This is a genomic window from Phocaeicola sp. RTP21359st1_B8_RTP21360_211022 (genome assembly GCF_040911965.1).
In the GTDB taxonomy this organism is placed as follows: domain Bacteria; phylum Bacteroidota; class Bacteroidia; order Bacteroidales; family Bacteroidaceae; genus Phocaeicola; species Phocaeicola vulgatus.
Window position 1 is genome coordinate 1 of sequence record NZ_JBDFXP010000001.1, and the last position, 22230, is coordinate 22230.

21 protein-coding genes are annotated in these 22230 nt (G+C 42.2%); 11 read left to right on the plus strand and 10 right to left on the minus strand.

Going from position 1 to position 22230, the window contains the following annotated elements; translation table 11 throughout:
* The 10 genes from AB5062_RS00005 to AB5062_RS00050 form a co-directional block, all read right to left on the minus strand.
* Positions 1-321: helix-turn-helix domain-containing protein (locus AB5062_RS00005; RefSeq protein WP_185113173.1), on the minus strand; the 321-nt coding region annotated here is incomplete at its 3' end.
* A 95-nt stretch (positions 322-416) separates the two neighbouring features.
* Positions 417-1625: a cysteine peptidase family C39 domain-containing protein gene (locus tag AB5062_RS00010; RefSeq protein ID WP_368326886.1), complete on the minus strand. Its 1209-nt coding sequence runs from the start codon at positions 1623-1625 to the stop codon at positions 417-419.
* Positions 1626-1629: 4 nt separating this feature from the next.
* Complete coding sequence (locus tag AB5062_RS00015) at positions 1630-2313, minus strand: hypothetical protein (protein ID WP_147394715.1); 684 nt, start codon at positions 2311-2313, stop codon at positions 1630-1632.
* A gap of 117 nt (positions 2314-2430) precedes the next feature.
* Positions 2431-2601: a hypothetical protein gene (locus AB5062_RS00020; RefSeq protein ID WP_153868476.1), complete on the minus strand. Its 171-nt coding sequence runs from the start codon at positions 2599-2601 to the stop codon at positions 2431-2433.
* Positions 2602-2684: 83 nt separating this feature from the next.
* Positions 2685-3587 (minus strand): vitamin K epoxide reductase family protein, encoded by a 903-nt coding sequence (locus tag AB5062_RS00025; RefSeq protein ID WP_182431280.1) that lies wholly within the window; start codon positions 3585-3587, stop codon positions 2685-2687.
* A gap of 127 nt (positions 3588-3714) precedes the next feature.
* A complete protein-coding gene (locus tag AB5062_RS00030) occupies positions 3715-4359 on the minus strand; it encodes a cysteine peptidase family C39 domain-containing protein (protein ID WP_228680481.1) in 645 nt (214 codons plus the stop codon).
* A 34-nt stretch (positions 4360-4393) separates the two neighbouring features.
* Positions 4394-5515: a 6-bladed beta-propeller gene (locus AB5062_RS00035; RefSeq protein ID WP_032952974.1), complete on the minus strand. Its 1122-nt coding sequence runs from the start codon at positions 5513-5515 to the stop codon at positions 4394-4396.
* A 4-nt stretch (positions 5516-5519) separates the two neighbouring features.
* The gene (locus AB5062_RS00040; RefSeq protein ID WP_032952973.1) at positions 5520-5774 is read right to left on the minus strand and encodes a hypothetical protein; all 255 of its coding nucleotides are present in this window, start codon (positions 5772-5774) and stop codon (positions 5520-5522) included.
* A 34-nt stretch (positions 5775-5808) separates the two neighbouring features.
* A complete protein-coding gene (locus AB5062_RS00045; protein ID WP_172685071.1) occupies positions 5809-6156 on the minus strand; it encodes a DUF3244 domain-containing protein in 348 nt (115 codons plus the stop codon).
* A gap of 135 nt (positions 6157-6291) precedes the next feature.
* The gene (locus AB5062_RS00050) at positions 6292-7806 is read right to left on the minus strand and encodes a lipopolysaccharide assembly protein LapB (RefSeq protein WP_080705350.1); all 1515 of its coding nucleotides are present in this window, start codon (positions 7804-7806) and stop codon (positions 6292-6294) included.
* A gap of 945 nt (positions 7807-8751) precedes the next feature.
* Between AB5062_RS00050 and AB5062_RS00055 the strand changes: the two genes are divergently transcribed.
* The 11 genes from AB5062_RS00055 (at position 8752) to AB5062_RS00105 (ending at position 22229) form a co-directional block, all read left to right on the plus strand.
* Positions 8752-9387, plus strand: a complete 636-nt coding sequence (locus AB5062_RS00055; RefSeq protein WP_032952972.1) for an outer membrane lipoprotein carrier protein LolA — start codon at positions 8752-8754, stop codon at positions 9385-9387.
* Entirely contained in the window at positions 9362-9904 is a 543-nt protein-coding gene (locus AB5062_RS00060) for a hypothetical protein (protein ID WP_011965010.1), read from the plus strand. The genes AB5062_RS00055 and AB5062_RS00060 overlap by 26 nt, the downstream gene beginning before the upstream one ends.
* A gap of 1 nt (position 9905) precedes the next feature.
* Positions 9906-10286, plus strand: a complete 381-nt coding sequence (locus AB5062_RS00065; RefSeq protein WP_032952971.1) for a hydroxymyristoyl-ACP dehydratase — start codon at positions 9906-9908, stop codon at positions 10284-10286.
* A gap of 108 nt (positions 10287-10394) precedes the next feature.
* A complete protein-coding gene (locus tag AB5062_RS00070) occupies positions 10395-11132 on the plus strand; it encodes a DUF1573 domain-containing protein (protein WP_005850171.1) in 738 nt (245 codons plus the stop codon).
* Between the two features lie 25 nt (positions 11133-11157).
* Entirely contained in the window at positions 11158-11442 is a 285-nt protein-coding gene (locus AB5062_RS00075; protein ID WP_007841414.1) for a hypothetical protein, read from the plus strand.
* Positions 11443-11513: 71 nt separating this feature from the next.
* Entirely contained in the window at positions 11514-12689 is a 1176-nt protein-coding gene (locus AB5062_RS00080; protein ID WP_032952970.1) for a DUF4221 domain-containing protein, read from the plus strand.
* A gap of 53 nt (positions 12690-12742) precedes the next feature.
* Positions 12743-13927, plus strand: a complete 1185-nt coding sequence (locus AB5062_RS00085; protein ID WP_032953008.1) for a DUF4221 domain-containing protein — start codon at positions 12743-12745, stop codon at positions 13925-13927.
* A 121-nt stretch (positions 13928-14048) separates the two neighbouring features.
* Positions 14049-15242, plus strand: a complete 1194-nt coding sequence (locus tag AB5062_RS00090; RefSeq protein WP_005844317.1) for a DUF2062 domain-containing protein — start codon at positions 14049-14051, stop codon at positions 15240-15242.
* A complete protein-coding gene (locus AB5062_RS00095) occupies positions 15235-19089 on the plus strand; it encodes a trifunctional MMPL family transporter/lysophospholipid acyltransferase/class I SAM-dependent methyltransferase (RefSeq protein ID WP_032952969.1) in 3855 nt (1284 codons plus the stop codon). Before AB5062_RS00090 ends, AB5062_RS00095 begins: the two co-directional genes overlap by 8 nt.
* Positions 19082-20572 carry an NAD(P)/FAD-dependent oxidoreductase gene (locus AB5062_RS00100; RefSeq protein WP_115649018.1) on the plus strand — a complete coding sequence of 497 codons (1491 nt, stop codon included), beginning with the start codon at positions 19082-19084 and terminating at the stop codon, positions 20570-20572. Before AB5062_RS00095 ends, AB5062_RS00100 begins: the two co-directional genes overlap by 8 nt.
* A complete protein-coding gene (locus AB5062_RS00105) occupies positions 20565-22229 on the plus strand; it encodes a C45 family peptidase (RefSeq protein WP_005844311.1) in 1665 nt (554 codons plus the stop codon). Before AB5062_RS00100 ends, AB5062_RS00105 begins: the two co-directional genes overlap by 8 nt.
* The last annotated feature ends 1 nt before the right edge of the window (position 22230 follow it).

A 22230-nucleotide genomic window follows, 5' to 3' on the forward strand; every position in this document is an offset into this window, starting at 1 on the left:
ATCCTTTTTCAACATGCGCTGTTTGCGAAGTCCGGTAGCTATCTTAACGGCATTCTTCTTCAGGCAAAATCCTATCTTATCCTTAATCTCTTGTGTGAGCCGGCGAGGACGGCGTCTGGAACTGTCATACCTAGGCTGGATGGTAAGCAAATCACTCAAAGCCTCTTCTGGATTGTCCGTGCGGATGGCTGATTCGTACTTTGAAAGAATATTGTCAACGGTATGACGGCTGACATGAAGTTCACGAGAGATACGCCGTTTGCTATAACCGCATACTCTATACATGTGTATTATTGATTGTCTTTCTACCATAGTCTTCATTTTACCTTTGCATTTGGATTATACAAAGGTCATTATACTTATCCTATGGTGGCGCAATTTTCAACTGGAATATTGGCGCACTTTTCAATTAGTATCTACATGAATATAGCTCCCGAATCCTGATACTGGGCGAGGGCAATACTTTTGATATTCAGACGGAAAAGTTTTGCCTGTATACGTTCCCACTCCCAGCGTTTTTGTTGCTCACAGGCACAGAGTTTTATTTCCTGCATACCGGTGACCAATTGTACCACGCTACTCTGATTGGCAGACTGCTGAGCAAAACGCTTGTGGTCCAGTTCCGCCCGTTTCTTCAGGAACAACCATACATAGATAATATAGACAAGACTCCCTATGATGAAAATCAGGAAGATAGTACCGCTATAAAGAGCCAGTACAATCCCAAATATCAATATGTTGAACATAGAGAAGAGAATGTTCAGGCTGCTACCTGTCAAAAAGCTTTGAATACGGGCATGGTCATTGATGCGCTGAAGAATATCCCCTGTCATTTTAGTATCGAAATACCCCATGGGCAGTTTCATCAGTTTGCTCAGAAAGTCGGAGATGAGGGAAATGTTGATTCGTATTCCCAAGTGCAGCAAAATCCAGCCACGGATAAAGTTTACGGTAGAGCTGCTGAAAGTCAGCATCAGTTGTGCCAATAAAACCAGATATACGTAATTTAGGTTTTGGTTACTGATGCCAAAGTCCACTATGGATTGAGTAAGGAAAGGCAGTAATAGCTGGATAAGGCTACCCAGCAACAGACCAAGTAACAATTGCCCCAATAATTGTTTGTATGGGCGCAGATAAGAAAACAGAAATCCCAATCCCTGATAATCTATCGTGTCTTCTTCTTCCACCGCATAGAAATCCGGTGTGGGTTCCAGCAATAAAGCAATACCTGTCGCCTTTCCTTCTTTTTTATTGCTCTGCCAGCAATTACAAAATTCCTCTTGGGTATATTTCACTTTTCCGGCTCCCGGATCGGCCACCCACACTTGTCCTTTCGCCATGCGATACACCACCACAAAGTGTTGCTGGTTCCAATGTACAATACAAGGCAAGGGCGCATCCTCCAGCAATTGTTGAAAGGATATTTGCACACCCATGGTACGGAAACCTATCTTTTCGGCTGCTTCACTGATACCCAGCATGGATACTCCCAGACGGGTAATGAATGACTTTTCCCTCAGCCTTTCCAAAGAATAGTGCTTACCATAGAAAGCGGCTATCATGCGGAGGCAGGTAGGACCGCAGTCCATCTGGTCGTGCTGCTGGTAATGAGGAAAACTTTTCATTATTTTATTTCTGATATTGGGCTTTAATTTTATAGGTTCTTATATATTTAATTTCCGGATAATGACGCTTTATATCAGAAAACCGTTTATAAACCGTATGTAATACTCCTCCTCCATTCTTACTATAAAAACTATTATTGTAATAGAAAGCCATGTGTATCAAAGCCTTATTCTTATCATAACACACGATAAGACTCTTATTCTGTAAAGAATCGGGAAGTCCGATTCCTAAGGAAGTATACGGATCACAGAATTTATTTAATAATAAGTCTGCACTACTATTGTCCGTAATAAGCGTAAATTGGCAACATAATGGAGCTGATTTTATTCCGTTAGATTCAAATAGATTTTCAAAAGCGTATGAAATACAGTTTTGATTGTCCTCCTCTGTACTGCGTTCCTCATTACTGACAGAATACAGGATTGTGTCTCCTAAAATAGATACCTTTAAATCTATGGTCACCTTATCAATAGATACAGTATCTACCTTGCCTAAGAAAAAAGAGCTAATACTATCTTTCATCTTAATGCATGTATAGTCTGGTTTTCCAATCTTGTAGTCTTTAATTCCTACACGCTTGTTTAAAAATAAAGTTGCTCTTCGGTTTATAGAAGAGGCGGAAGCACCCTGTCCAAAACAGCAGATACTTGATAATAAGAGAATTATTATGAAATTTATTTTTCTCATTCTTTTTGTTTTATATTATCAAAAGAAGCATACTCATACCGAGTTGCTTCTTTTGAATAATTAATAAAATCCGTTTGCAATAAAATTTTGTAATTGATAAACTTTGGTACTTTAGGCTTAACAGTGAGCTTGCATCATATCCAAAGCTATTTCTTGCACTTCTTTGGACCATTTAGTGTGATTGTTATTGTAGTTTGTAATTAAGTCGGTACAATAACTACCACCTCCAACTTGCTTCATCTGTTTCTTTTTCAGACTGAATGCCTTCAGATTGTCCAATGTCTTCATAATGATAAGATTTTAGATCATAAATAATTTTGTTGCGATATGTACAGCCCTTATCGCTTGGTTTTTGTTTGCAAACAATATCTTTATAGCACATAGTGCAAATCTTCTATAGTGTAGATTCCGGGCATTTTCCTTTCGTTGATAGTAATAAATGGAGTATGCTGCAAATGAATCTTGTTACAATAAGCCCGTTGTGCCTCTAATACCTGTTCTGCTTGCGGTACAAGTGGATAGTGTATTATCAGTCCGATATCATGATTGTCAAACCATTCTCCAAGCAAATCCATGGCTTGCCGAAATCCGTGTCTGATGTAACAGGAAATAACTGCCAACGCAACTTCTTTATCCTGTCTGTTCCGATCGGAGACAGAAAAAAGCAGACTGACAGAAGTATCCAGCCGTAGCCATTCCTTGTAATGTAGGGCACAATGCTTGCAATGCGGATTTATTATAATTTGTATTTTCCTATCAGCCTGTTTCTCATTATGCAGGACAATAGCAGATTCCGCTTGGGGTATTTCAGTTTCCATAGAGAGCAACGTATCTAGTAAGACGGGATAAGATAGCAGGGCTTCTTTCTGAGTCTTCAACTGTATACTTTGATAATTGGCACTAATCAACTCTTTCAAGGAATACCAAATGCTACAGCAAAGCCCTGCAACAAGCAGCAATAAAACAACCGAGGACGGAGTCAAACCCAATGAATCTGTATGATAAAAACCATATAATATAGCAGCTTGTGCCCAAATAACCATATCCAATAAGGTGCAAAGCATACATAGTTTCTTTGCGATTATAACCTGATAAACTACAGACCATAGGGTGGTTATTAAAGCAATAGCCGTTGACAAGACCCACACCATAAGGCAATCAGCCCCATGGATTGCCGTATAAAGAAATAATGTGGAAAAATAGAGCAACGCCATTTCCCCCAAACTGACTGCTCCCCCTATATTGGCAGCCTTGGAATGGAGACCGTAATTCAAACTGTGTCAATCCTTAACAAGTCTGATTATCTCAAATTTTACTTTCGGATAAATGTCTGAATATCAGATGAATTCAGAGTAGCATTAAACTAAGAAATAATAAACTAAAGGTTTGACACAGTTCTATTTACATAGCCTTGGAATGTAGTATCTCATTACAGTCCACCACAGTACCGATCTTACAAAAGCGTTGCAGAAAATCCTTATCGTATGACTCTTTATAGATGATGCCGATGGCCACAGCCAATCCCACCCATGTCATCAGATTAAAAAGCGTTTCTCCTATATGAGCATGATTTACAAACAAGTATATCATACCTGCCAAAGCAAGAATAATGAGATATCTATATATATAAAGGTAGCTAACAATCTGTTTTATTCTGTAATAAGGTTCTTGCTGAACTGTCTGCAACGGATCTATTATCAACACGGTACCTTTCCATATTGTAAGGAAAAACTCCAGAGAAACAATGCTTTTCTTTCCCTTGTCGGATATCAGCATCACTTCTTTTTCGTTCATATTCTTTACGATACAGAAATGTCCGTTTTGTATAACCGAAATGAAAGGGCACTCCAATTCCTTCAAGTATTCTGCCGGAAGTTGATAAACCTCGTGCACGATATGAAACTCATCTAAAGCGTCACTTATTCCCCGCAAGGTATTTCCCATAGGGGTATCCAGCGACTGCCGGATACTTCCATAGCTTATCTTTACCGACAATTCTTTTAAATATCGGTAAAGTATATAGGTGGTGTGGTCAATTCCTGGCATATTTCTAATCTTTTTTATTCCATAACATCTATTATTATTCACTTCTCTCTTTCAACCTAAAGAGCATGAGCATCAATCCCGCCTCTTCATCTATCTGGTCCGCTATCCTTTTTCCTTCCGGAGTTCCACCCTCGTAAAGTTTCTCCTTCAACTCTTCGCTCCGTATGACTTGTGACATATATTCCCGCCCATTCAGATTGTGATACCCGTTCCATAGGAATCTGATATCAGTATGATATATGTCATCGGTAATCCGGAGAGCACGCCATCCTTTTTTGAGTTTCTTGTCATAGAAACAAATAAGGTCTCCTCCTTGTCGATAGAATACAATATACAAATAATTATTGGTCTCGGCCATAGTATAGATCCGCAGACAGCCCTTGCGGAGAGGGGAAAAGATTTGTGATCCATCCTCATAGGTAAACCGCCAGTCTCCTTTTGCCCATAAATATTCCACTTCATAATGGTTTCCTTTCAAACGATAGATACTGTCATTAAAAAAGTTCCAATAAAGGAGCTGGTTATTATAACTATCGGGAGATGAAGGTGAGTTGGTACGTCCCCAAACCTTATCAGTTGCTACTCTCAGTGATATTTGACCGGAACAGGTATCCAGTGTACCCCATTCGTATTGGGGATAATCCGCCGAGTCAATATTCAAGCCGAAAAGGAAATACAATTTTCCTTGGTCGTATATCATAGACCTAGGCCAGTATCGACGTTTGGAATGTTCCACTTGTTTGGTACCGATATATGTTCCATCAAATAAATAGGTAGACAACCGGAACGTTTCCATCATATACACATAAACTTTTTTCTCTATGGGGTCTACCGCCATACTTGTGAAATCAAGATATTCAGCAGGGCCTTCTCCTATGCGACCTATTTTATTCAGGAATTTTCCTTTAGGGGTGAATCTGGCTATGCCTTCGGTACTATCTATAATAATATTGTCTTCATCCATATAATAGTCTCCGAATCCCCTGAAAAGGAAAGTCGTATCGAATATGATAAAACGGACTTCGTCTACATAGTCTGACAATAACAGTTCCTTTTCTTCAAACGTGGTAGGGTCCAGAATAGTATATTCACCCTTTTCCACATTCGAAGTGCAAGAAAAAAACATGGCAAGCAGACAGAAATGCAGAACTTTCATAACTTTAATAGCAGAATATATGTTTGTAATCCTTACCTACGCCTTGGTCTCTATATACATCTCTCAACCGATCTTGAGCTTCCAGATTATCCCATCCACATACTGCTGCCCCGTTATCTATATCATAACCGTGTCCCCAGTCAGTCATACAATAAAATTCTCTTTGGTTGTCGGCGCACATATAGCCTTTCCCACCTAGGACATTCATTTGTTTCTTGTCCAATTTGAATGCTTCCAATTTTGCTAAGCTTTTCATCATATTAAATGGTTTTGTTGATATTGATGAGCAGTGATTATCGTATAAAATATCCGGTATATTCTGTTCCTTCTAGGTTTACTTTCAGCGTATATATTCCTTCTATCTCATTCTCCAGGTTTATCTGAATATTGTTTATTCCGGCATATATCATGAAATAGACCTGCACGCCCGTTTCTTCATTGACAATGCTGACGGTTACATAAGGAGAGGCATTTGGCAACCAGATACAGATTACAGCATCGGCTTGATATGCTGTTGGTTCAGACATTATTGATAATGGACGAATCTCTACATCGTTTTTTTTCAAATCAATATCTTTTCGCGTTTCCGCCATAACTACACCACTGATGCAGCAAAGCAATAATAATAGTACTTTTCTCATAATCATTGTGTTTTTCGTTTGTACAAATTTAGAGAAAACATCCATTTCCTGTAGCAGTAAAAGCGTTACAAAAACAAGGAAAAGCGTTACAATATGCCTATTACGACTGCCACAATCATCATGTGACAAGGATTCTTATTTACGAAATATCATTTGAAACGTATCTTCAGCCATATTTTTCTTCAATCGGTTCTTACGGATACGAAGTGCACCGCCCGAACTGCTCATGCAATACATAATAGTTCGGGACTTATAATTCTGACTGGACAAAATACAATAATAAACATCCTCCCTGCTCATCTTGGGATAAATCTCAGTAATGCCGGCTATAAATTCCTTGAAAGAGACATCGAGTTCCTGATAGAGTAGTCTTTGTTCGTCCGGCTTTATATAATTACCGGATTTAATTTGTTTCTCTACTTCGTTTAGTTTTTCTTTCCATGGAGAAGCATTAAAAGCATCTGTCCCTCTTTGCAATTTTTCCCTTTTAAAGGCTGTAATTGTTTCCTGTAATGGAATCTCTTTACCCAATTTCTGTTCCAGATAATTACTGATCGTTTGGTTTTGGTCATTTAGAGTTAATATCCTTTTTCTTAAAAGGTATTCCTTGTATTTCTTCTTTAAATATAAGTAGAGACATAAACAGCCTGACAAAAGCATCATAAATATGAAACAGATTATCCAATAAATATTTTCTTCTTTCCTTTTCTCTTCTCCTTTCTGTAGTTCTATGGCATGTTTTATGTGTAGGTTCTGTATTTCTTGGGGTCGTTTTAATATTTCTATAGAATCTCGGTAAAGATTGAATGAATCATTATAGGCGTAAGCATAAAAATGGTTCTGCAATTTCTTTTCTATTTCATATAAGAGATTGTAACAACTGGCTTTGTCATATAAGTCACGAGACTGACAAGCGGCTAACAGTAATCTTTTGGCTGAATCTAGTTCATTCCTATAGTAAAGGAATTTGCTTTTAAGGTATAAACTACCAACAGACTTATTTTTTTCAATGGAAGCCACTATAAGCCGCTCTGCTTTTAGAGTGTCTTTTTTATATAAATAAGTTTGACTCATATCACTTAAAATGGCAGCCTCCCAAAAATCATCATGAATAAGTCTACTGACAACCAATGCTTTTTGATAATATATTAGAGCACTATCATTTTTATCTTCAAATAGATAAGTTCTTGCTATTTCCCGATAAGGGAAAAACAAGAGTGAAGAATCTTTCAACTCCTTAGAAGCCCCCAAACATTTCTGAAACATCTCCATACTGCTGCCATAGAGATTCTGATAACGATATCGCTCTCCCAAGTTGAAATATATCTGCATCCACAATTTATGCGGTTTTCCTTTCGGCATCTTATCCAATGCCTTCAAGTAAGCCTCTATAGCCATTGCATCCTGATTGGCATTCCGATATACGCACCCCAGATAGAAATAACTCTTAGCGGCATTGAGATCTTCATCTTTATCCTCATAGTATCTCACCGCAATCCGTATCAACGAATCATTTGTTATAGAAATCCTATTCTTATCGCAGGCTTGCGAATAAAACAAAGCATAGTCCGCTTGTGCTTTCCCTTTCAAGTCCTCCGGATGGGAAATATGCTGCAATAATGACAGTGCACTATCCGGAAACTCTTCCATACAGTTTTCTGCCTGGTATAATGTTTCATTTACCTTTTGGGACATTTCAACATTACATCCATAAAGGCTAAAAGTAAATAGTAGCATATAAAATGCCCTGTTCATTTTTCTGTTCATCTTATTCTTTCTGCTTGTGTAGCAACAAAGATAGCATTTAATTTTATTGTCTGATATTTTCTTTGGCTTTATTTCTTATATATAGATAATGCTATAGGAAATAATACAAAATGTCTTTGCGTTCACAAAAAGCAACCTTAACAATAATAAATTGTATACCATTATACTCTCATGCCCTCATTGGTATAGTAGCATACTGATTATGAGACACAAACATATAATGATAGCATTTTATACAATCAGGCGTTGCCCTCATGCTCTCATTGGTTATGAAAGATCAACTCAAAATAATCGAACTTTATTATACTGAAGAATCTATTAAAAGTATCATAACTGGGAATAAACCCAAGGTCAGGTGCGACAAAAGATACAATACGTATGCCCTCAAACTTCCGATATTCATTGTTGCTTCACCAGTGTGAAACTACCGTTTCACACTGGTGACAACAGCTCTTCACACAGGTGAAAACCCATCTTCACCTAAGTGAAAATCATATCCTACCGTTCTCCTTACAAGAATTCCAACAGACCTTCATCCTGCATAATGACGCTTTCTGCCAAACTGACTCCGACAGGGAAAACGGATAAACCGTTTCGAGGGGGATACAGGAGGATTCGTCACTATAAATTATTGATTAACAACAATATGCCGTGATGAAACAAAAAAATATTGCAACGCAGAAATATAACTTTTTTATTCATTATAATTGCTCATGTGAACGATTGTAGAAACAGGTAAAAATCGTAAATAGCTGGTAAAGGTATGAATGGTTTCTCAAAATATACTATCTTTGCTTCCCATTACAAACGGATAAACCTCTATAAAGTATGACCTACATGAAAATACTTTTGCTCTTGATGTTCTGTACAGTCCTGCCGATGCAAGCCCAACAGATGAAGAAACTTACTGATTTGAAAGATTTTGAAGCCCGTCTGCTGCAAGAGGCTAAAAATATAGAGTCCATCGAAAGTAATTTCACTCAGATAAAATATCTGGATGTATTCGATGAGAAAATAACCTCGAAAGGAACGTTCTATTATAAAAAGAGCAATAAGATATGCATGGACTACGCCCAGCCCATGAACTACCTTATCGTGATCAACAACAACCAACTGAAAATAGTATCGGACGGAAAGAAAAGCATCATGGACCTTCACTCCAACAAAATGATGAACCAAATGCAGGATATGCTTACCGCCTGCATGGTGGGCGACCTGTCCAACATGTCGCCCGGCTATGCTTTGGAATATTTTGAAGACGCCCATTACTATCTCATTCAAATCAAGCCCGTCAGCAAAGCGATACAGGCATATATCAACCAGATTCAAATTTATTTAGACAAAAAAGACATGTCTGTCCACAAACTACGTTTATCGGAAACCGCAACCAACTATACCGAATACGAATTCTCGGACAAGAAATTCAATTCTTTGAACGATGAGGCAAAGTTTACGATACGCTAGCTGGCTGCTGTTGCTGTTTATACTGCTCTCCTGCTCACACCGGGTGACGGGGGAAGCTACGGCACTGCCTCCCATCCTGCAGGCAGAAGCACAGTCGCAAAAGTACAACCTGCAACTGGATTTCATGAAACACCATTTCAGCGGAATGCTCATTGTCCGCCAAATGCCCGATAACGAAATCCGTATCCTGGGCTCTACCTACTTTGGCCTCAGCCTTTTTGACTTCTCCCTGCACCGCGACACCTTCATAGTGAACAGTTGCATGGAACCGATGAGGAAGAAAAAGATGCTGAAAATACTGGAAACTGATTTCAAAAATCTATTTCTAAAGAGTGAAAAAGCACGTATTAAAAAGAAAAGTAGTACTTTTGAGCAAAGAATCAGTGGCAAAGGATTTGGAAAGACGGTATTCACCTTGTCCGGCTTTGTAAACGGACAGGCGGAGAAAGTACAAATCAAGCATCCGCTGATACGGTTAAGAATCCAATTGGACAAACTGAACATAAACAACCCTTGAAATGCTGCTGGAGAACTTTTATAAAATCATTCATATAAAGGAAAGAGAAGACGGAAAACAGGCAATAGAGATAGAGCTGAATCCCGGCCATGTGCTCTATCAAGGTCATTTCCCCGGACAGCCGGTGGTTCCGGGCGTCTGTACCTTACAGATAATAAAAGAAAGTGCCGAACAGATCGCCAACCAACCTTTGCAGTATGTACAGATTGCTTCTTCCAAATTCCTGTCTGCCATCAATCCGCTTGAAACTCCACTACTGCAACTATTTATCCGACTAGAAGAAACGGAAGAGCATCTTTTCAAGTTGCAGGCAGAAGGCATTTGTAATGGAAAAGAATTTATCAAATTGAAAGCGGTACTGATGGCAAGTAAGTATCAATGAAGCAAGTCCTTCTGTTAAATATCCATAATAGCAAGAACAATAAGTCCATTTATAGTTGTCAACATCTATTAAATATCTTATATTTAGACAATTATAAATCTGACACCTATGAAGACAGGCTGGCAACAGATCGTGCTATACCTTATAGTTCTCACAAGCTATGGATGCCTTTCCAATGAAGACAAATGTATCCGTCAGCTGGTACAGGAGACAGGTATCTGCCTTCCAAACGCATCAGACTCATGTTTCCTAATTATTATTCCCGGCAACGGTTGCGGCAGTTGCATTCAAGGGGCGATGGACCATATCAGGGAAGCAACAGACACTGTGTATGTCTTTATGTGTGATACGGAAAAAGATTTCTTCTTGCTGAGCGGTGGCAAAAAATCAACGGATTTCAACAATCTTTACCTAGATAAAGACAAAGTATCAGCCAGACTGAAAATGGTAACCACTTTTCCTATGGTATACTTCTTAAAAGACGGGAAATATGTAGAACGTTGGCCTTATCAAAGACCTTCGGCAGAGAGCAGGAAACGAATGAGCACTCTGACTGCTGACAAACAGTATATCGACTGGGGAAGTTTCAGACAAGCAGAAATACAGGAAGAGAAAGTGATATTGACCAATATCGGAACAGATACTTTATACATCAGTGCCATAGAGTCATCTTGTGAATGTACCACTGTACAATGGGTGGATTCTCCTGTTACACCCGGCGAGTGTACTACGCTGACAATTCATTTTCGAGCGGAAGAAAAGGGGGAATTTGAAAGATTTATCCATGTTCATTGCAATGTACCGGAATCTCCGATAGAAATTTCCGTAAAAGGAAAAGTACAATAAATCTAACCATTAAAAACGAATGCCTATGAAAACAAAATTCACAATGATGATGGCTGTTATTGCAACATTTGCAATAAGCTTGAACCTCCACTCTTCTAATGAGGAAGTAGTGTTTGGAGCACCTGCCGTGCAAATGCCACGAGGGGGTGAAAAGTACTGTGCTTTTAAGGACGATTGGCCAGACTGTAAAATGGCCATCGAAGGCACAGTGTGTATCAGTGAAGACGGTAAATGCGGTAATGGGGTAGAAATAGGCAGACCCGGTGAGGGCTCAGGAGAAGATGGGAATCATGGTGCTCCTACCAATTAACAACAAACAATTTATGTGGTCGGTTTTTTACTGACCACATAAATTACATACATCATAAAACCGAAAATATTATGAATCGAACACTCCTTTTTATATCACTCTTTTCTATATTTATCCTCGTATCTTGCCAGTCCTCCCCAAAAAACGAAGCTGGCAAACAGAACGAAGTAGAACTGGTAGCAGAAAAACAGCTGGCTTTCCCTTTAGACGAACAGACCTATTACTTAAGCAAATCCATGTTCCAATTCGAAGAAAACGGGAAAGAATACCTTCACTTTGAGAATACACAAAAATCATTATATGACATTGTCATTTTTGATATAGAGAATCAACAGATAGCCAAACGGATACCTCTTCACAAGACAGGTCCCAACGGGCTACCAGCTGTATTCGGCAGTAGACCTTCCCCCGATTCTCAATATATATTAGTTGCACAGAATAATATCAGTCGGCTCAGTTCCATAAACTCTCAAGGGGAAATAATACGAAACTATAATTTCCAAACTCCTGAAGGCAGATTTACACCCTTGTCTTTTGGCAGTTACTACAATGCACCTGCTTTTATCAAAGACTCATGCATATTTCTACGCCAAGAAATTTTAAAACCCGATATGAAAAAGGAAGACTGGCCTAGAACCCATATGTTCGCCTCACAGGATCTGAGAACAGGAGAAGTTAAATGGATTCCTATTTTCTATCCACCCATCTTTAAAGAGGAATATGACAATATCGCAGGAGGATACGGTTTTAGTTATGATTACAACTACAAAGAGAGCCGTTTGGTCTGTGGATTTTTCGGATATGACAGCCTGATGGTTACAGATGACTTGAAACATATCCGATGGTATAACGCCAAAAGCAGATATCTGAAAAGCATGAAGCCCAAACTGGGTAATTCTATGGAAGGCATTAATGCTATTATAAAACTCAATGAAAATCCTAGATATTGGCATATCATGTATGACAAATACCGCAATGTGTACTACCGTTTTGCCGAAATGCCTTACAAACTGGCTCCCAACGAAAGCCCCTATGAAACGCCCAAAGGAAAGGAGTTCTCCGTCATTGTACTGAACGCGGATTTTGAAATCATCGGAGAAACAAAATTCCCCGGAAAGAAATATTTCTATAAAATGAGTTTTGTGGGAAGGGAAGGACTGTATATATCCGAGAACAATCTGGAAAATCCGCAATTCGACGAGAACAAGTTGGTGTTTACCTGCTTTAAAATTAAAAATGTACCTTAACAAGCAATGCCAAAAGAAAACAGTTTGCAACCATGATAAAAACCGGAAATACTATGAACAAAACATATCTTTTTATAACAGCACTTTTTGTTCTGATTTTCATGTCTTGCCAGTCCGCAAAGAAAAACAACACAGAAAGACAGAACGAAGTAGAACTGGTAGCAGAAAAACAGCTGGCCTTCCCTTTAGACGAACAGACCTATTACTTAAGCATATCCATATATCAATTTGAAGAAAACGGGAAGGAATACCTTCACTTTGAAAATACACGAAAATCATTATATGACATCGTCATTTTTGATATCGAAAACAAACAGATAGCCAAACGGATACCTCTTCACAAGACAGGTCCCAACGGATTGCCGGCAGTATATGGAAGCAGGCCTTCCCCCGACTCTAAATACATATTGATCGCACAAAATGATATCAGTCGGCTCAGCTCCATAAACGACAAGGGAGAAGTGATACGAAACTATGATTTCCAAACTCCTGAAGGCAAATTCGCTCCGTTACATTTTGGCAGCTATTACAACACGCCTGCTTTTGTCAAAGACTCATGCCTGTTCATGGAAATGAGTGCCCACAAGCCCAACATGAAGAAAAAAGACTGGTCCGAGACACATATGTTCGCCTCACTGGATTTGAGAACAGGAGAAATTAAATGGATTCCTATTTTCTATCCACCCATCTTTAAAGAGGAATATGACAATATCGCAGGAGGATACGGTTTTAGTTATGATTACAACTACAAAGAAAACCGTTTGGTCTGCGGATTTTTCGGATATGACAGCCTGATGGTTACAGATGACTTGAAACATATCCGATGGTATAACGCCAAGAGCAGATATCTGAAAAGCATGAGACCCAAACTGGAAAATTCTATGGAAGGCATCAATGCCATTATAAAACTCAGAGAAACACCGAAATATTGGCATATCATGTATGACAAATACCGCAATGTGTACTACCGTTTTGCTGAAATGCCTTACAAACTGGCTTCCAACGAAAGCCCCTATGACGAACCCAAAGGAAAGGAGTTCTCCGTCATTGTACTGAACGCGGATTTTGAAATCATCGGAGAAACAAAATTCCCCGGAAAGAAGTATTTCTACAAAATGAGCTTTGTGGGAAAGGAAGGACTGTATATATCCGAAAACAACTTGGCAAATCCGCAATTCGACGAGAACAAGTTGGTGTTTACCTGCTTTAAAATTAAAAATGCATCTCCAAATAAATAATTAACGCCAGAATATCCGCATCCGAAAATATACTATCTTTGTCACCCATTAGAAACCACATAAGTTCAGATACGAAAACATTCATCCCAAACGTATCTGAATAGTTTGACTGAAAAACAAGATGAGTACAAACACAACATCGGTTTGGCGGAAGAAACTAAAGGAACTGGAGATTGTCGTCGTTATTCCCACCTACAACAACGGGAAGACACTGGCGGCAGTCATTGAGGAGGTATGCAGGTATGCAGACGATATCATTGTCGTCAATGACGGCTCTACGGATGATACGGCCAACATTCTGGAACAATATCCGGCTATCCGCACCATTACCCATCCTGTCAATAAAGGAAAAGGAACCGCTTTAAAGCACGGTCTTTCCCAAGCAAAAAAAGAAGGTTTCCGCTATGCCATCACCATCGATTCGGACGGACAGCATTTCGCTTCCGATATTCCCTGTTTTATCGAAGCCATTGAAAAAGAGCCCGACACGCTGCTGGTAGGCGCCCGAAACTTAGCCTCCGACAATATGCCGGGCAAGAATACCTTTGCCAATAAATTCTCTAATTTCTGGTTCAGACTGGAAACCGGGCTGAAACTGGAAGATACACAATCGGGATACCGCCTTTACCCTCTGCGCAAAATGAATGTGCAAAGCTGCTGGTACACCGCCAAATACGAATTTGAGTTGGAAGCCATCGTCTTTGCCGCATGGGGAGATGTAGCGGTGAAGAACATTCCCATCCACGTGTATTATCCCCCGCAAGCAGAACGGGTATCCCATTTCCGGCCGTTCCGGGATTTTACCCGTATCAGTGTGCTGAACACGGTGCTGGTGCTGATTACCTGCCTTTGGATTGTTCCCCGTAACCTGCTCCGCAAACTGTCATGGAGCAACTGCAAGCGATTCTTCACCGACCATGTGCTGAATACACGGGAATCCAACCTGAAGATTGTACTCGCCATCATGCTGGGGATTTTTATGGGTATCGTTCCGTTATGGGGTTATCAGATGCTGATCACCCTCTTTCTTGCGCATCTGTTCAGACTGAATAAAGTGATTGCCCTTGTCGCCGCCAATATCAGTATTCCACCCATGATTCCCCTATTGCTGTACGGCAGTTACCGGACAGGCTGCATGGTACTGGGTAATCCTCCCGATTTGCATCTCGGAGACCTTTCTCTTGAAAATGTCAAATCAGTTTTAGAGCAATATTTAATAGGAAGCATTATCTTTGCAATGGCTTGCAGTCTGCTGTCTGGAGTAATCTCCACCGTGTTGCTGGCTATATGTAGGAGAAAAAACGGATATGACTAAATTCTTTGTTGGATTATATAACTATTTTGAAAGGCATAAAGTCTTGTTTTACCTGTCCCTCAGCGTATGCATCCTCTTTATGGCCCTTTTTGCCGCCCAAGTCAGATTCGAGGAAAACGTAACCAGTTTCTTTCCGGATACCAAGGACTCCCAAAATGCCATCAACGTATTTGAAAATCTGAAGATAAAGGATAAAATTATGATCATGCTGTCCGGCAAGGACGGTGTGGCGGATGCGGATTCCCTGATTGAAGCTGCCGAAACCATTAAACAGGATTTACAGCAACAAGCGGAAGGAACCCTGATTAAAGAGATCTTCTCAAAAGCCGACGAAAACCTGATCAACAGTGTCGGAGATTTTGTTTACGACAACCTGCCCCTGTTCCTTTCCGACGAGGCCTACCAACGGCTGGACACCTTGCTTACCGCCGGAAACATTGCCGCCCTGATGCAGAAGAACTATTCCAACCTGATATCTCCGGCAGGATTCGCCTTGAAGAACTACATTATGCGGGACCCGTTGGGACTGGGCAGCCAGACGCTGAAACATCTGCAAGACTTCCAGTTGGAAGCTAATTACGAACTGATTAATGAACATATCTTCTCACGGGACGGTTCCACCCTGCTGATGTTCATCACCCCGGTATTCAACACCGGAAGCACGGGCAAAAATGACAAACTCATCCGGCTGATTGAAAATGAGCTGCAAAAAGCGGAAAAGGAACATCCCCAATTGGTTGCCGAATATTTCGGAGGTCCTTCCGTAGGAGTGTACAATGCACGACAGATAAAGAAAGATACGCTGGTCACTTCTTCCATCGCGCTGATTATCATCATTGTCTTCATATCTCTGGTATTCAAGCATAAGAAATCCATTCCGCTTATCATCACCCCGGTGCTGTTCGGAGCTTTATTCGCCTTATGCCTCATCTACTTTATCAAAGGCGGCATTTCAGCCATTGCCGTAGGTGCGGGCTCCGCCGTAATGGGCATTGCCTTGAGCTACTCCATACACATGCTGGCGCATCAGAATCATGTATCATCGGTACAACAATTAATCAAAGAAATCGCCTATCCGCTTACCGTAGGCAGTTTTACTACCATCGGCGCCTTTTTCGGCCTCCTCTTTACCAGTTCCAACCTGTTACGGGATTTCGGTCTGTTCGCCTCGCTTGCCTTGATAGGAACCACGCTGTTTTGCCTGGTCTATCTGCCGCATTTCCTGAAAGGGCAGGCGCATGTAAAACAAGGGGCGGTGCTACGCTTTATCGAGAAACTGAACGCTTATCCATACGAAAAGAACAAAGGCTTGGTAGGGGGTATTCTCGTGCTGACCATAATATGTTTATTCACCTCGCAGAACGTGCGTTTCAACGAGGATATGATGAGTCTGAACTATGAGCCTGCCCACTTGAAACAATCGGAAAACAAGCTGGCCGAACTCTTTGACAAGAAAGAAAAGACTGTTCTCTTTGTCAGTACAGGCAAAGATATGGGAGACGCTACCGGACAATACGCCGAAACGAACCGGCTGCTCGCCCAACTGAAAGAAGAAGGAAAAATAAAAGATTACGCCTCTGCCGGACAGTTTCTGATACCGGAAGAGGTGCAGGAAGCACGGTTGAAACAATGGCACAACTACTGGACTCCGGAAAAGAAAGCCCGGTTACGCGAAACCATCCGGACAGAGGCTGCCCGTTATCATTTTCGTGAACATGCATTCGAGCCGTTTTTCCAATGGCTCGACCGTCCGTTCCAGCCTTTGGACTACCAGAATGAAATCACTACCCGGCTTCTGAACGAATGGCAGACTTCCGCCGATTCCCTGACCATGCTGATTACTCAGGTACGGATGAACGAAACCGACAAGGAAGCGGTGTACCCCCTTTTCCAACCAAAAGAGAAGGTGGTTATCTTCGACCGCGGCTATTTCGCCAGCCAATGGGTATCAGCCGTCAATCAGGATTTCTATCTGATTCTTTATATCTCCTCTTTTCTGATTTTCTTTGCCTTATGGATCTCCTACGGACGCATAGAACTGACTCTGATGAGTTTCCTGCCGATGCTGGTCAGCTGGATTATCATTGTGGGGTTAATGGGCATGCTGGGTATTGAATTCAATATCATCAACATCATTCTGTCCACCTTTATTTTTGGAATCGGGGATGATTTCAGCATCTTCATTATGGACGGATTGCAGAATAAGTACCGCACAGGACGGCAGTTGCTGAACTCGCACAAAACAGCCATCTTCTTCTCCGCTTTCACCACCGTGATAGGTATGGGTACGTTGGTCTTCGCACGCCATCCGGCATTGCAGTCCATTTCCCTCATCTCCATTTTGGGAATGATTGCCGTCGTACTGGTAGCCTACACGCTGCAACCCATTCTTTTCCGGTTCTTCATCACAGCACCCGCTTCCAAAGGGTTGCCTCCTTATACATTGACAGGACTGGCAAGAACCGGCGGCCTGTTCCTGCTGTTCTTTATCGGATGCCTGTTCCTGCGCTTGCTGATAGCTGTCATGACCTTGCTTCCTATCCGCAAAGCCTATAAGAAACAAGTACTTTGCCAACTGATACATGTCACCTGCAAAAGCCTGATCCATATAGCCACATTTGTACATAAAGAAAGGATAAACCGGACAGGAGAAACGTTTAAAAAGCCTGCCATCCTGATAGCCAATCATCAGTCTTTCATCGATATACTGGTATTATTGGCACTGACTCCCAAACTGGTCATGGTTACCAATCACTGGGTATGGCACTCTCCTTTCTTCGGAGCCATTATCCGCTATGCCGATTTCTATTACGTAGGAGACGGTTACGAGCTTTACGTGGAACGGATGCGCCAAAAGGTGAAAGAAGGATATTCCATCGCCATTTTCCCCGAAGGAACACGTACCTACGACGGACGGATGAAGCGTTTCCATAAAGGAGCTTTCTATCTGTCGGAAAAACTGCAACTGGATATTATTCCGGTCATCCTTTACGGCAACTGCAAGATCATAGCCAAGGCACAGCCGTTCAATGTACGGAAAGGCATCATGCTGACAGAGATTCTACCGCGTATCCCAGCCAACGATGCTACGTACGGAACCACTTATCAGGAACGTACCAAAAACATCTCCGCGCGGATGAAAAAAGAATATGCCCGTATCTGTCGGGAACAAAGCACAACGGACAATCCCGTCTTCTACGAAAATCTGGTACAGAACTATATCTATAAAGGACCGGTAGAGGAATGGTACATACGCATCAAGGTGAAAATGGAAGATAACTACAGGTTATTCAACCAACTGGTTCCTGTCAAAGGACAGATTACAGATATCGGCTGCGGATTCGGACCGCTTTGCTATATGCTTTCCCAACTTTCCGAGGAACGGGAGATTACAGGGATTGATTATGATGAGGACAAGATAGCAGTAGCGCAACAGGGTTGGCTCCGCACTCCCCACCTGCAATTTGTATACGCCAATGCATTGGAATACCCTTTGCCGGAAAGTGACGCATTCATACTGAATGATATCCTGCATTATATGAACTATGAGCACCAGCGGACCTTATTGCTCAGATGCATGGAGCAGTTGCGCCCGGAAGGAAAGCTGATTGTGCGGGACGGCAATGCCGCCAACACCCGGAAACACCGCCTCACCCGTTTCACGGAACTGCTGTCTACCGGCATTTTCAGTTTCAACAAGACGACAGAACAACTTTGTTTCACATCCGAAGCGCAAATAAGGAGCATCGCGCAAGAAGGTGGGATGCAGCTGGAGATTTTACCTAATGACAGATATACCTCGAATACGATTTATATCTTCCAAAAAAACAAACCGGAACATGAGTAAGTACGATATCATCATCATAGGCAGCGGACTGGGCGGTCTGGAATGCGGAGCCATCTTGAGCAAAGAGGGCTACCACGTCTGTGTGCTGGAGAAGAATGAACTGTTTGGCGGCTGCTTCCAGACTTATCAACGCGGCGGGCACCGGATGGATACCGGCATTCACTATATCGGCAGTCTGGATGAAGGACAAATCATGAATCAGTATTTCCGTTATTTCGGTATCATGGACAAGTTATCCATCAAACGGATGGATGAAGAAGTGTTCGACCGGATTTATTATAAAGACGCTATCTATGATTACGCCATGGGGCATGAACGGTTCATGGAAACCCTGTGCCACTCATTCCCCCATGAACGGGAGAACTTAAAACGGTATGTGGCAGCTATCCGATCGGTGGGAAACCTGATCAGCACAGACCACCTGAAAAAAGGCCGCCTGTCCCAAGAAGGCATGGATTTCTTTGCCACCTCAGCAGCCGGGATGATAGCATCCGTTACCACGAACAGGGATTTACAGAATGTACTTGCCGCAACCTCCCTGCTCTATGGCGGGATCAAAAATAAATCTACCTTCTATGAACACGCCATGATTAACAACTCTTATCTGGAGAGCGCCTATCGTTTCACGGAAGGAAGTATGCAAGTCAGTCTGGAATTAATCCATATCATACGTGCCAACGGCGGCACGGTGCTGAACCGGAAAGAAGTGACCCGTATCCTTGTCAAGGATGAAACCATACAAGGAGTGGAAGTGAACCATGAAGAGATACTGGAAAGTACCTACGTCATATCCAACCTGCATCCGCAACTCACCTTATCCCTGCTGGATAAGAACCATTCCATCAAACCGGCTTTTGTGTCGCGCATCAAGTCACTGGAAAACAGTTACGGGATATTCACGCTCAATCTGATGATGAAAAAAGACTGTTGCCCCTATCAGAACCATAATATATACCTGCACGGCAATGAGGATGTATGGTATGACAAAGAGATGCACAAAGGGAATACCCCCAGTTGCATGATCTCCATGCAAGTACCCCGCGGCAACAGCAAATTCACAGAGGTGGTTTCCATACTGACCCCCATGTATATGGATGAGGTCAGCAAATGGACGGATACGACCCCCGAACACCGTGGCGAGGCATACCGCCAGTTCAAAGAAGAAAAGACGGAACAGATCTTGCAGTTCCTGAGGCGGTTCGGATTTCACTGGAATCATTGCATTGAAAAGATCCATACCACGACTCCGCTGAGCTATCGGGACTATACCGGAACCATAGACGGTTCGGCATACGGCATTGTCAAAAACTACCAGTATCCGCAAATCAGTTTTGTTTCCACACGCACCAAACTGAAGAATCTGTTCCTCACGGGGCAGAATCTGAATGTACACGGCGCTTTGGGCGTGACGCTGACAGCCATGCTCACTTGTTCGGAATTTGTAGGTCAGGAATATTTAGCAAAAAAAGTAGGCAATGCATAAGATTTGGAAGAAAACAATAAAGTACGGGGGGATGGCCCTGTTGATTCTGATAGCGGCGATCATGATAGGCATGAGTTATCTCTATCTATCTGCCGATATGATGACTCCGCAATTTGCGTCTACCCCTGAAACGGATCGTGTGATACGGAAAGACAGCCTCCGGCAGTATGGCGGAAACTACCTGCGGCACAGTGAGAGCGGACTTTGGGAACTGAAAGTCAGCGGACCTGCCTACGAAAGAGGCAAAGCCATCGGCCAACTGACTTCCGACTTACTTTATTTTCAGGAAAAAGTATTTGTGGATCAGATAAAAGAGATAGTCCCCTCTGAAAGTTATCTTAAATTCCTCCGTTTCTTCATTGTCCTTTTCAACCGGAATCTGGGGAAAAATGTGCCGGAAGAGTACCGGGACGAGATTTATGGCATCTCCCTCTCCTGCACCCATGAGTATGATTTCATCGGCACCCCCTACGAGCGTCAGTTGAATTACCACTCCGCCCACGACTTGGGACATGCCATGCAGGACTATATGCTGGTAGGATGCAGTTCATTTGCCTGCTGGGGTGAGAACAGTGCCGATTCTTCCCTTATCATCGGCCGTAATTTCGATTTCTACATGGGTGACGCCTTTGCACGCAACAAGCTCGTTTCGTTTTACCAACCCGAAAACGGATATCGCTTCGCATCCGTGGGATGGGCCGGAATGACCGGTGTCCTTTCCGGCATGAATGAAACGGGGCTGACTGTCACCATCAATGCCGCCAAATCGGATCTGCCTGCCGCATCCGCCACCCCTATTTCCATTCTGACCAGGGAAATATTGCAATATGCTTCTACCATTGAGGAAGCATACGCTATCGCCCGGAAACGGAAAACATTTGTCTCGGAGTCCATACTGGTGGGTTCGGCCAAGGACGGCAGAGCCGCAATTATCGAGAAATCGCCGGAGAAAATAGCCTTATTCACAGGAAACGGGCAGCAGATCATCTGTACCAACCACTACCAGTCGGAAACCTTCGGCCATGACAAACGGAACCTGGAAAACATAGAAACTTCGGACAGCCCCTACCGCTTTGCCCGCTTGCAGGAACTGCTGAAAGAAAACGCACCGATAGATGCCCCCAAAGCCGCCTCTATCCTGCGCAACCGGAAAGGAGTGGGAGAAGCGGAACTGGGCCTTGCCAATGAAATGGCCATCAACCAGTTCATCGCCCATCACTCCGTCATTTTCCAACCCGAGAAAAAACGGATGTGGGTATCCACCGCTCCCTGGCAATGCGGCAAGTACGTGGCATACGACCTGAACAGGATTTTCAGCGACTCCATCGATTTCAACCATGAAATCTATACCGAAAACCTGACAGTGCCTGCGGACTCCTTCCTGCAACAACAGGAATACCAACAGCTGATGACTTACAAAAGACTGGCTCCTGTACTACGGAAGCAGATTAAAAAGAAAGAACGGCTGGACGAACAGACCCTGCATGCCTTCCAACATGCCAACCCTCATTTCTTTTATGTGTACGAGTTGCTGGGAGATTACTATCATGCCACAGGACAGCAGGACAAAGCCCTGCGCAATTGGAAGAAAGCCCTCTTGCTTCCTATCCCCAAGCGAAGTGAATCAGAACGTATAGAACATAAAATAAACAACTAAA

Coding starts and splice junctions, on each gene's coding strand:
- AB5062_RS00020 (WP_153868476.1), bottom strand. CDS start 2,601: ATGAAGACATTGGACAATCTGAAGGCATTCAGTCTGAAAAAGAAACAG.
- AB5062_RS00090 (WP_005844317.1), top strand. CDS start 14,049: ATGAGTACAAACACAACATCGGTTTGGCGGAAGAAACTAAAGGAACTG.
- AB5062_RS00085 (WP_032953008.1), top strand. CDS start 12,743: ATGAACAAAACATATCTTTTTATAACAGCACTTTTTGTTCTGATTTTC.
- AB5062_RS00015 (WP_147394715.1), bottom strand. CDS start 2,313: ATGAGAAAAATAAATTTCATAATAATTCTCTTATTATCAAGTATCTGC.
- AB5062_RS00045 (WP_172685071.1), bottom strand. CDS start 6,156: ATGAGAAAAGTACTATTATTATTGCTTTGCTGCATCAGTGGTGTAGTT.
- AB5062_RS00060 (WP_011965010.1), top strand. CDS start 9,362: ATGAGGCAAAGTTTACGATACGCTAGCTGGCTGCTGTTGCTGTTTATA.
- AB5062_RS00105 (WP_005844311.1), top strand. CDS start 20,565: ATGCATAAGATTTGGAAGAAAACAATAAAGTACGGGGGGATGGCCCTG.
- AB5062_RS00100 (WP_115649018.1), top strand. CDS start 19,082: ATGAGTAAGTACGATATCATCATCATAGGCAGCGGACTGGGCGGTCTG.
- AB5062_RS00075 (WP_007841414.1), top strand. CDS start 11,158: ATGAAAACAAAATTCACAATGATGATGGCTGTTATTGCAACATTTGCA.
- AB5062_RS00080 (WP_032952970.1), top strand. CDS start 11,514: ATGAATCGAACACTCCTTTTTATATCACTCTTTTCTATATTTATCCTC.
- AB5062_RS00070 (WP_005850171.1), top strand. CDS start 10,395: ATGAAGACAGGCTGGCAACAGATCGTGCTATACCTTATAGTTCTCACA.
- AB5062_RS00095 (WP_032952969.1), top strand. CDS start 15,235: ATGACTAAATTCTTTGTTGGATTATATAACTATTTTGAAAGGCATAAA.
- AB5062_RS00055 (WP_032952972.1), top strand. CDS start 8,752: ATGACCTACATGAAAATACTTTTGCTCTTGATGTTCTGTACAGTCCTG.
- AB5062_RS00010 (WP_368326886.1), bottom strand. CDS start 1,625: ATGAAAAGTTTTCCTCATTACCAGCAGCACGACCAGATGGACTGCGGT.
- AB5062_RS00040 (WP_032952973.1), bottom strand. CDS start 5,774: ATGATGAAAAGCTTAGCAAAATTGGAAGCATTCAAATTGGACAAGAAA.
- AB5062_RS00050 (WP_080705350.1), bottom strand. CDS start 7,806: ATGGAAGAGTTTCCGGATAGTGCACTGTCATTATTGCAGCATATTTCC.
- AB5062_RS00030 (WP_228680481.1), bottom strand. CDS start 4,359: ATGCCAGGAATTGACCACACCACCTATATACTTTACCGATATTTAAAA.
- AB5062_RS00065 (WP_032952971.1), top strand. CDS start 9,906: ATGCTGCTGGAGAACTTTTATAAAATCATTCATATAAAGGAAAGAGAA.
- AB5062_RS00035 (WP_032952974.1), bottom strand. CDS start 5,515: ATGAAAGTTCTGCATTTCTGTCTGCTTGCCATGTTTTTTTCTTGCACT.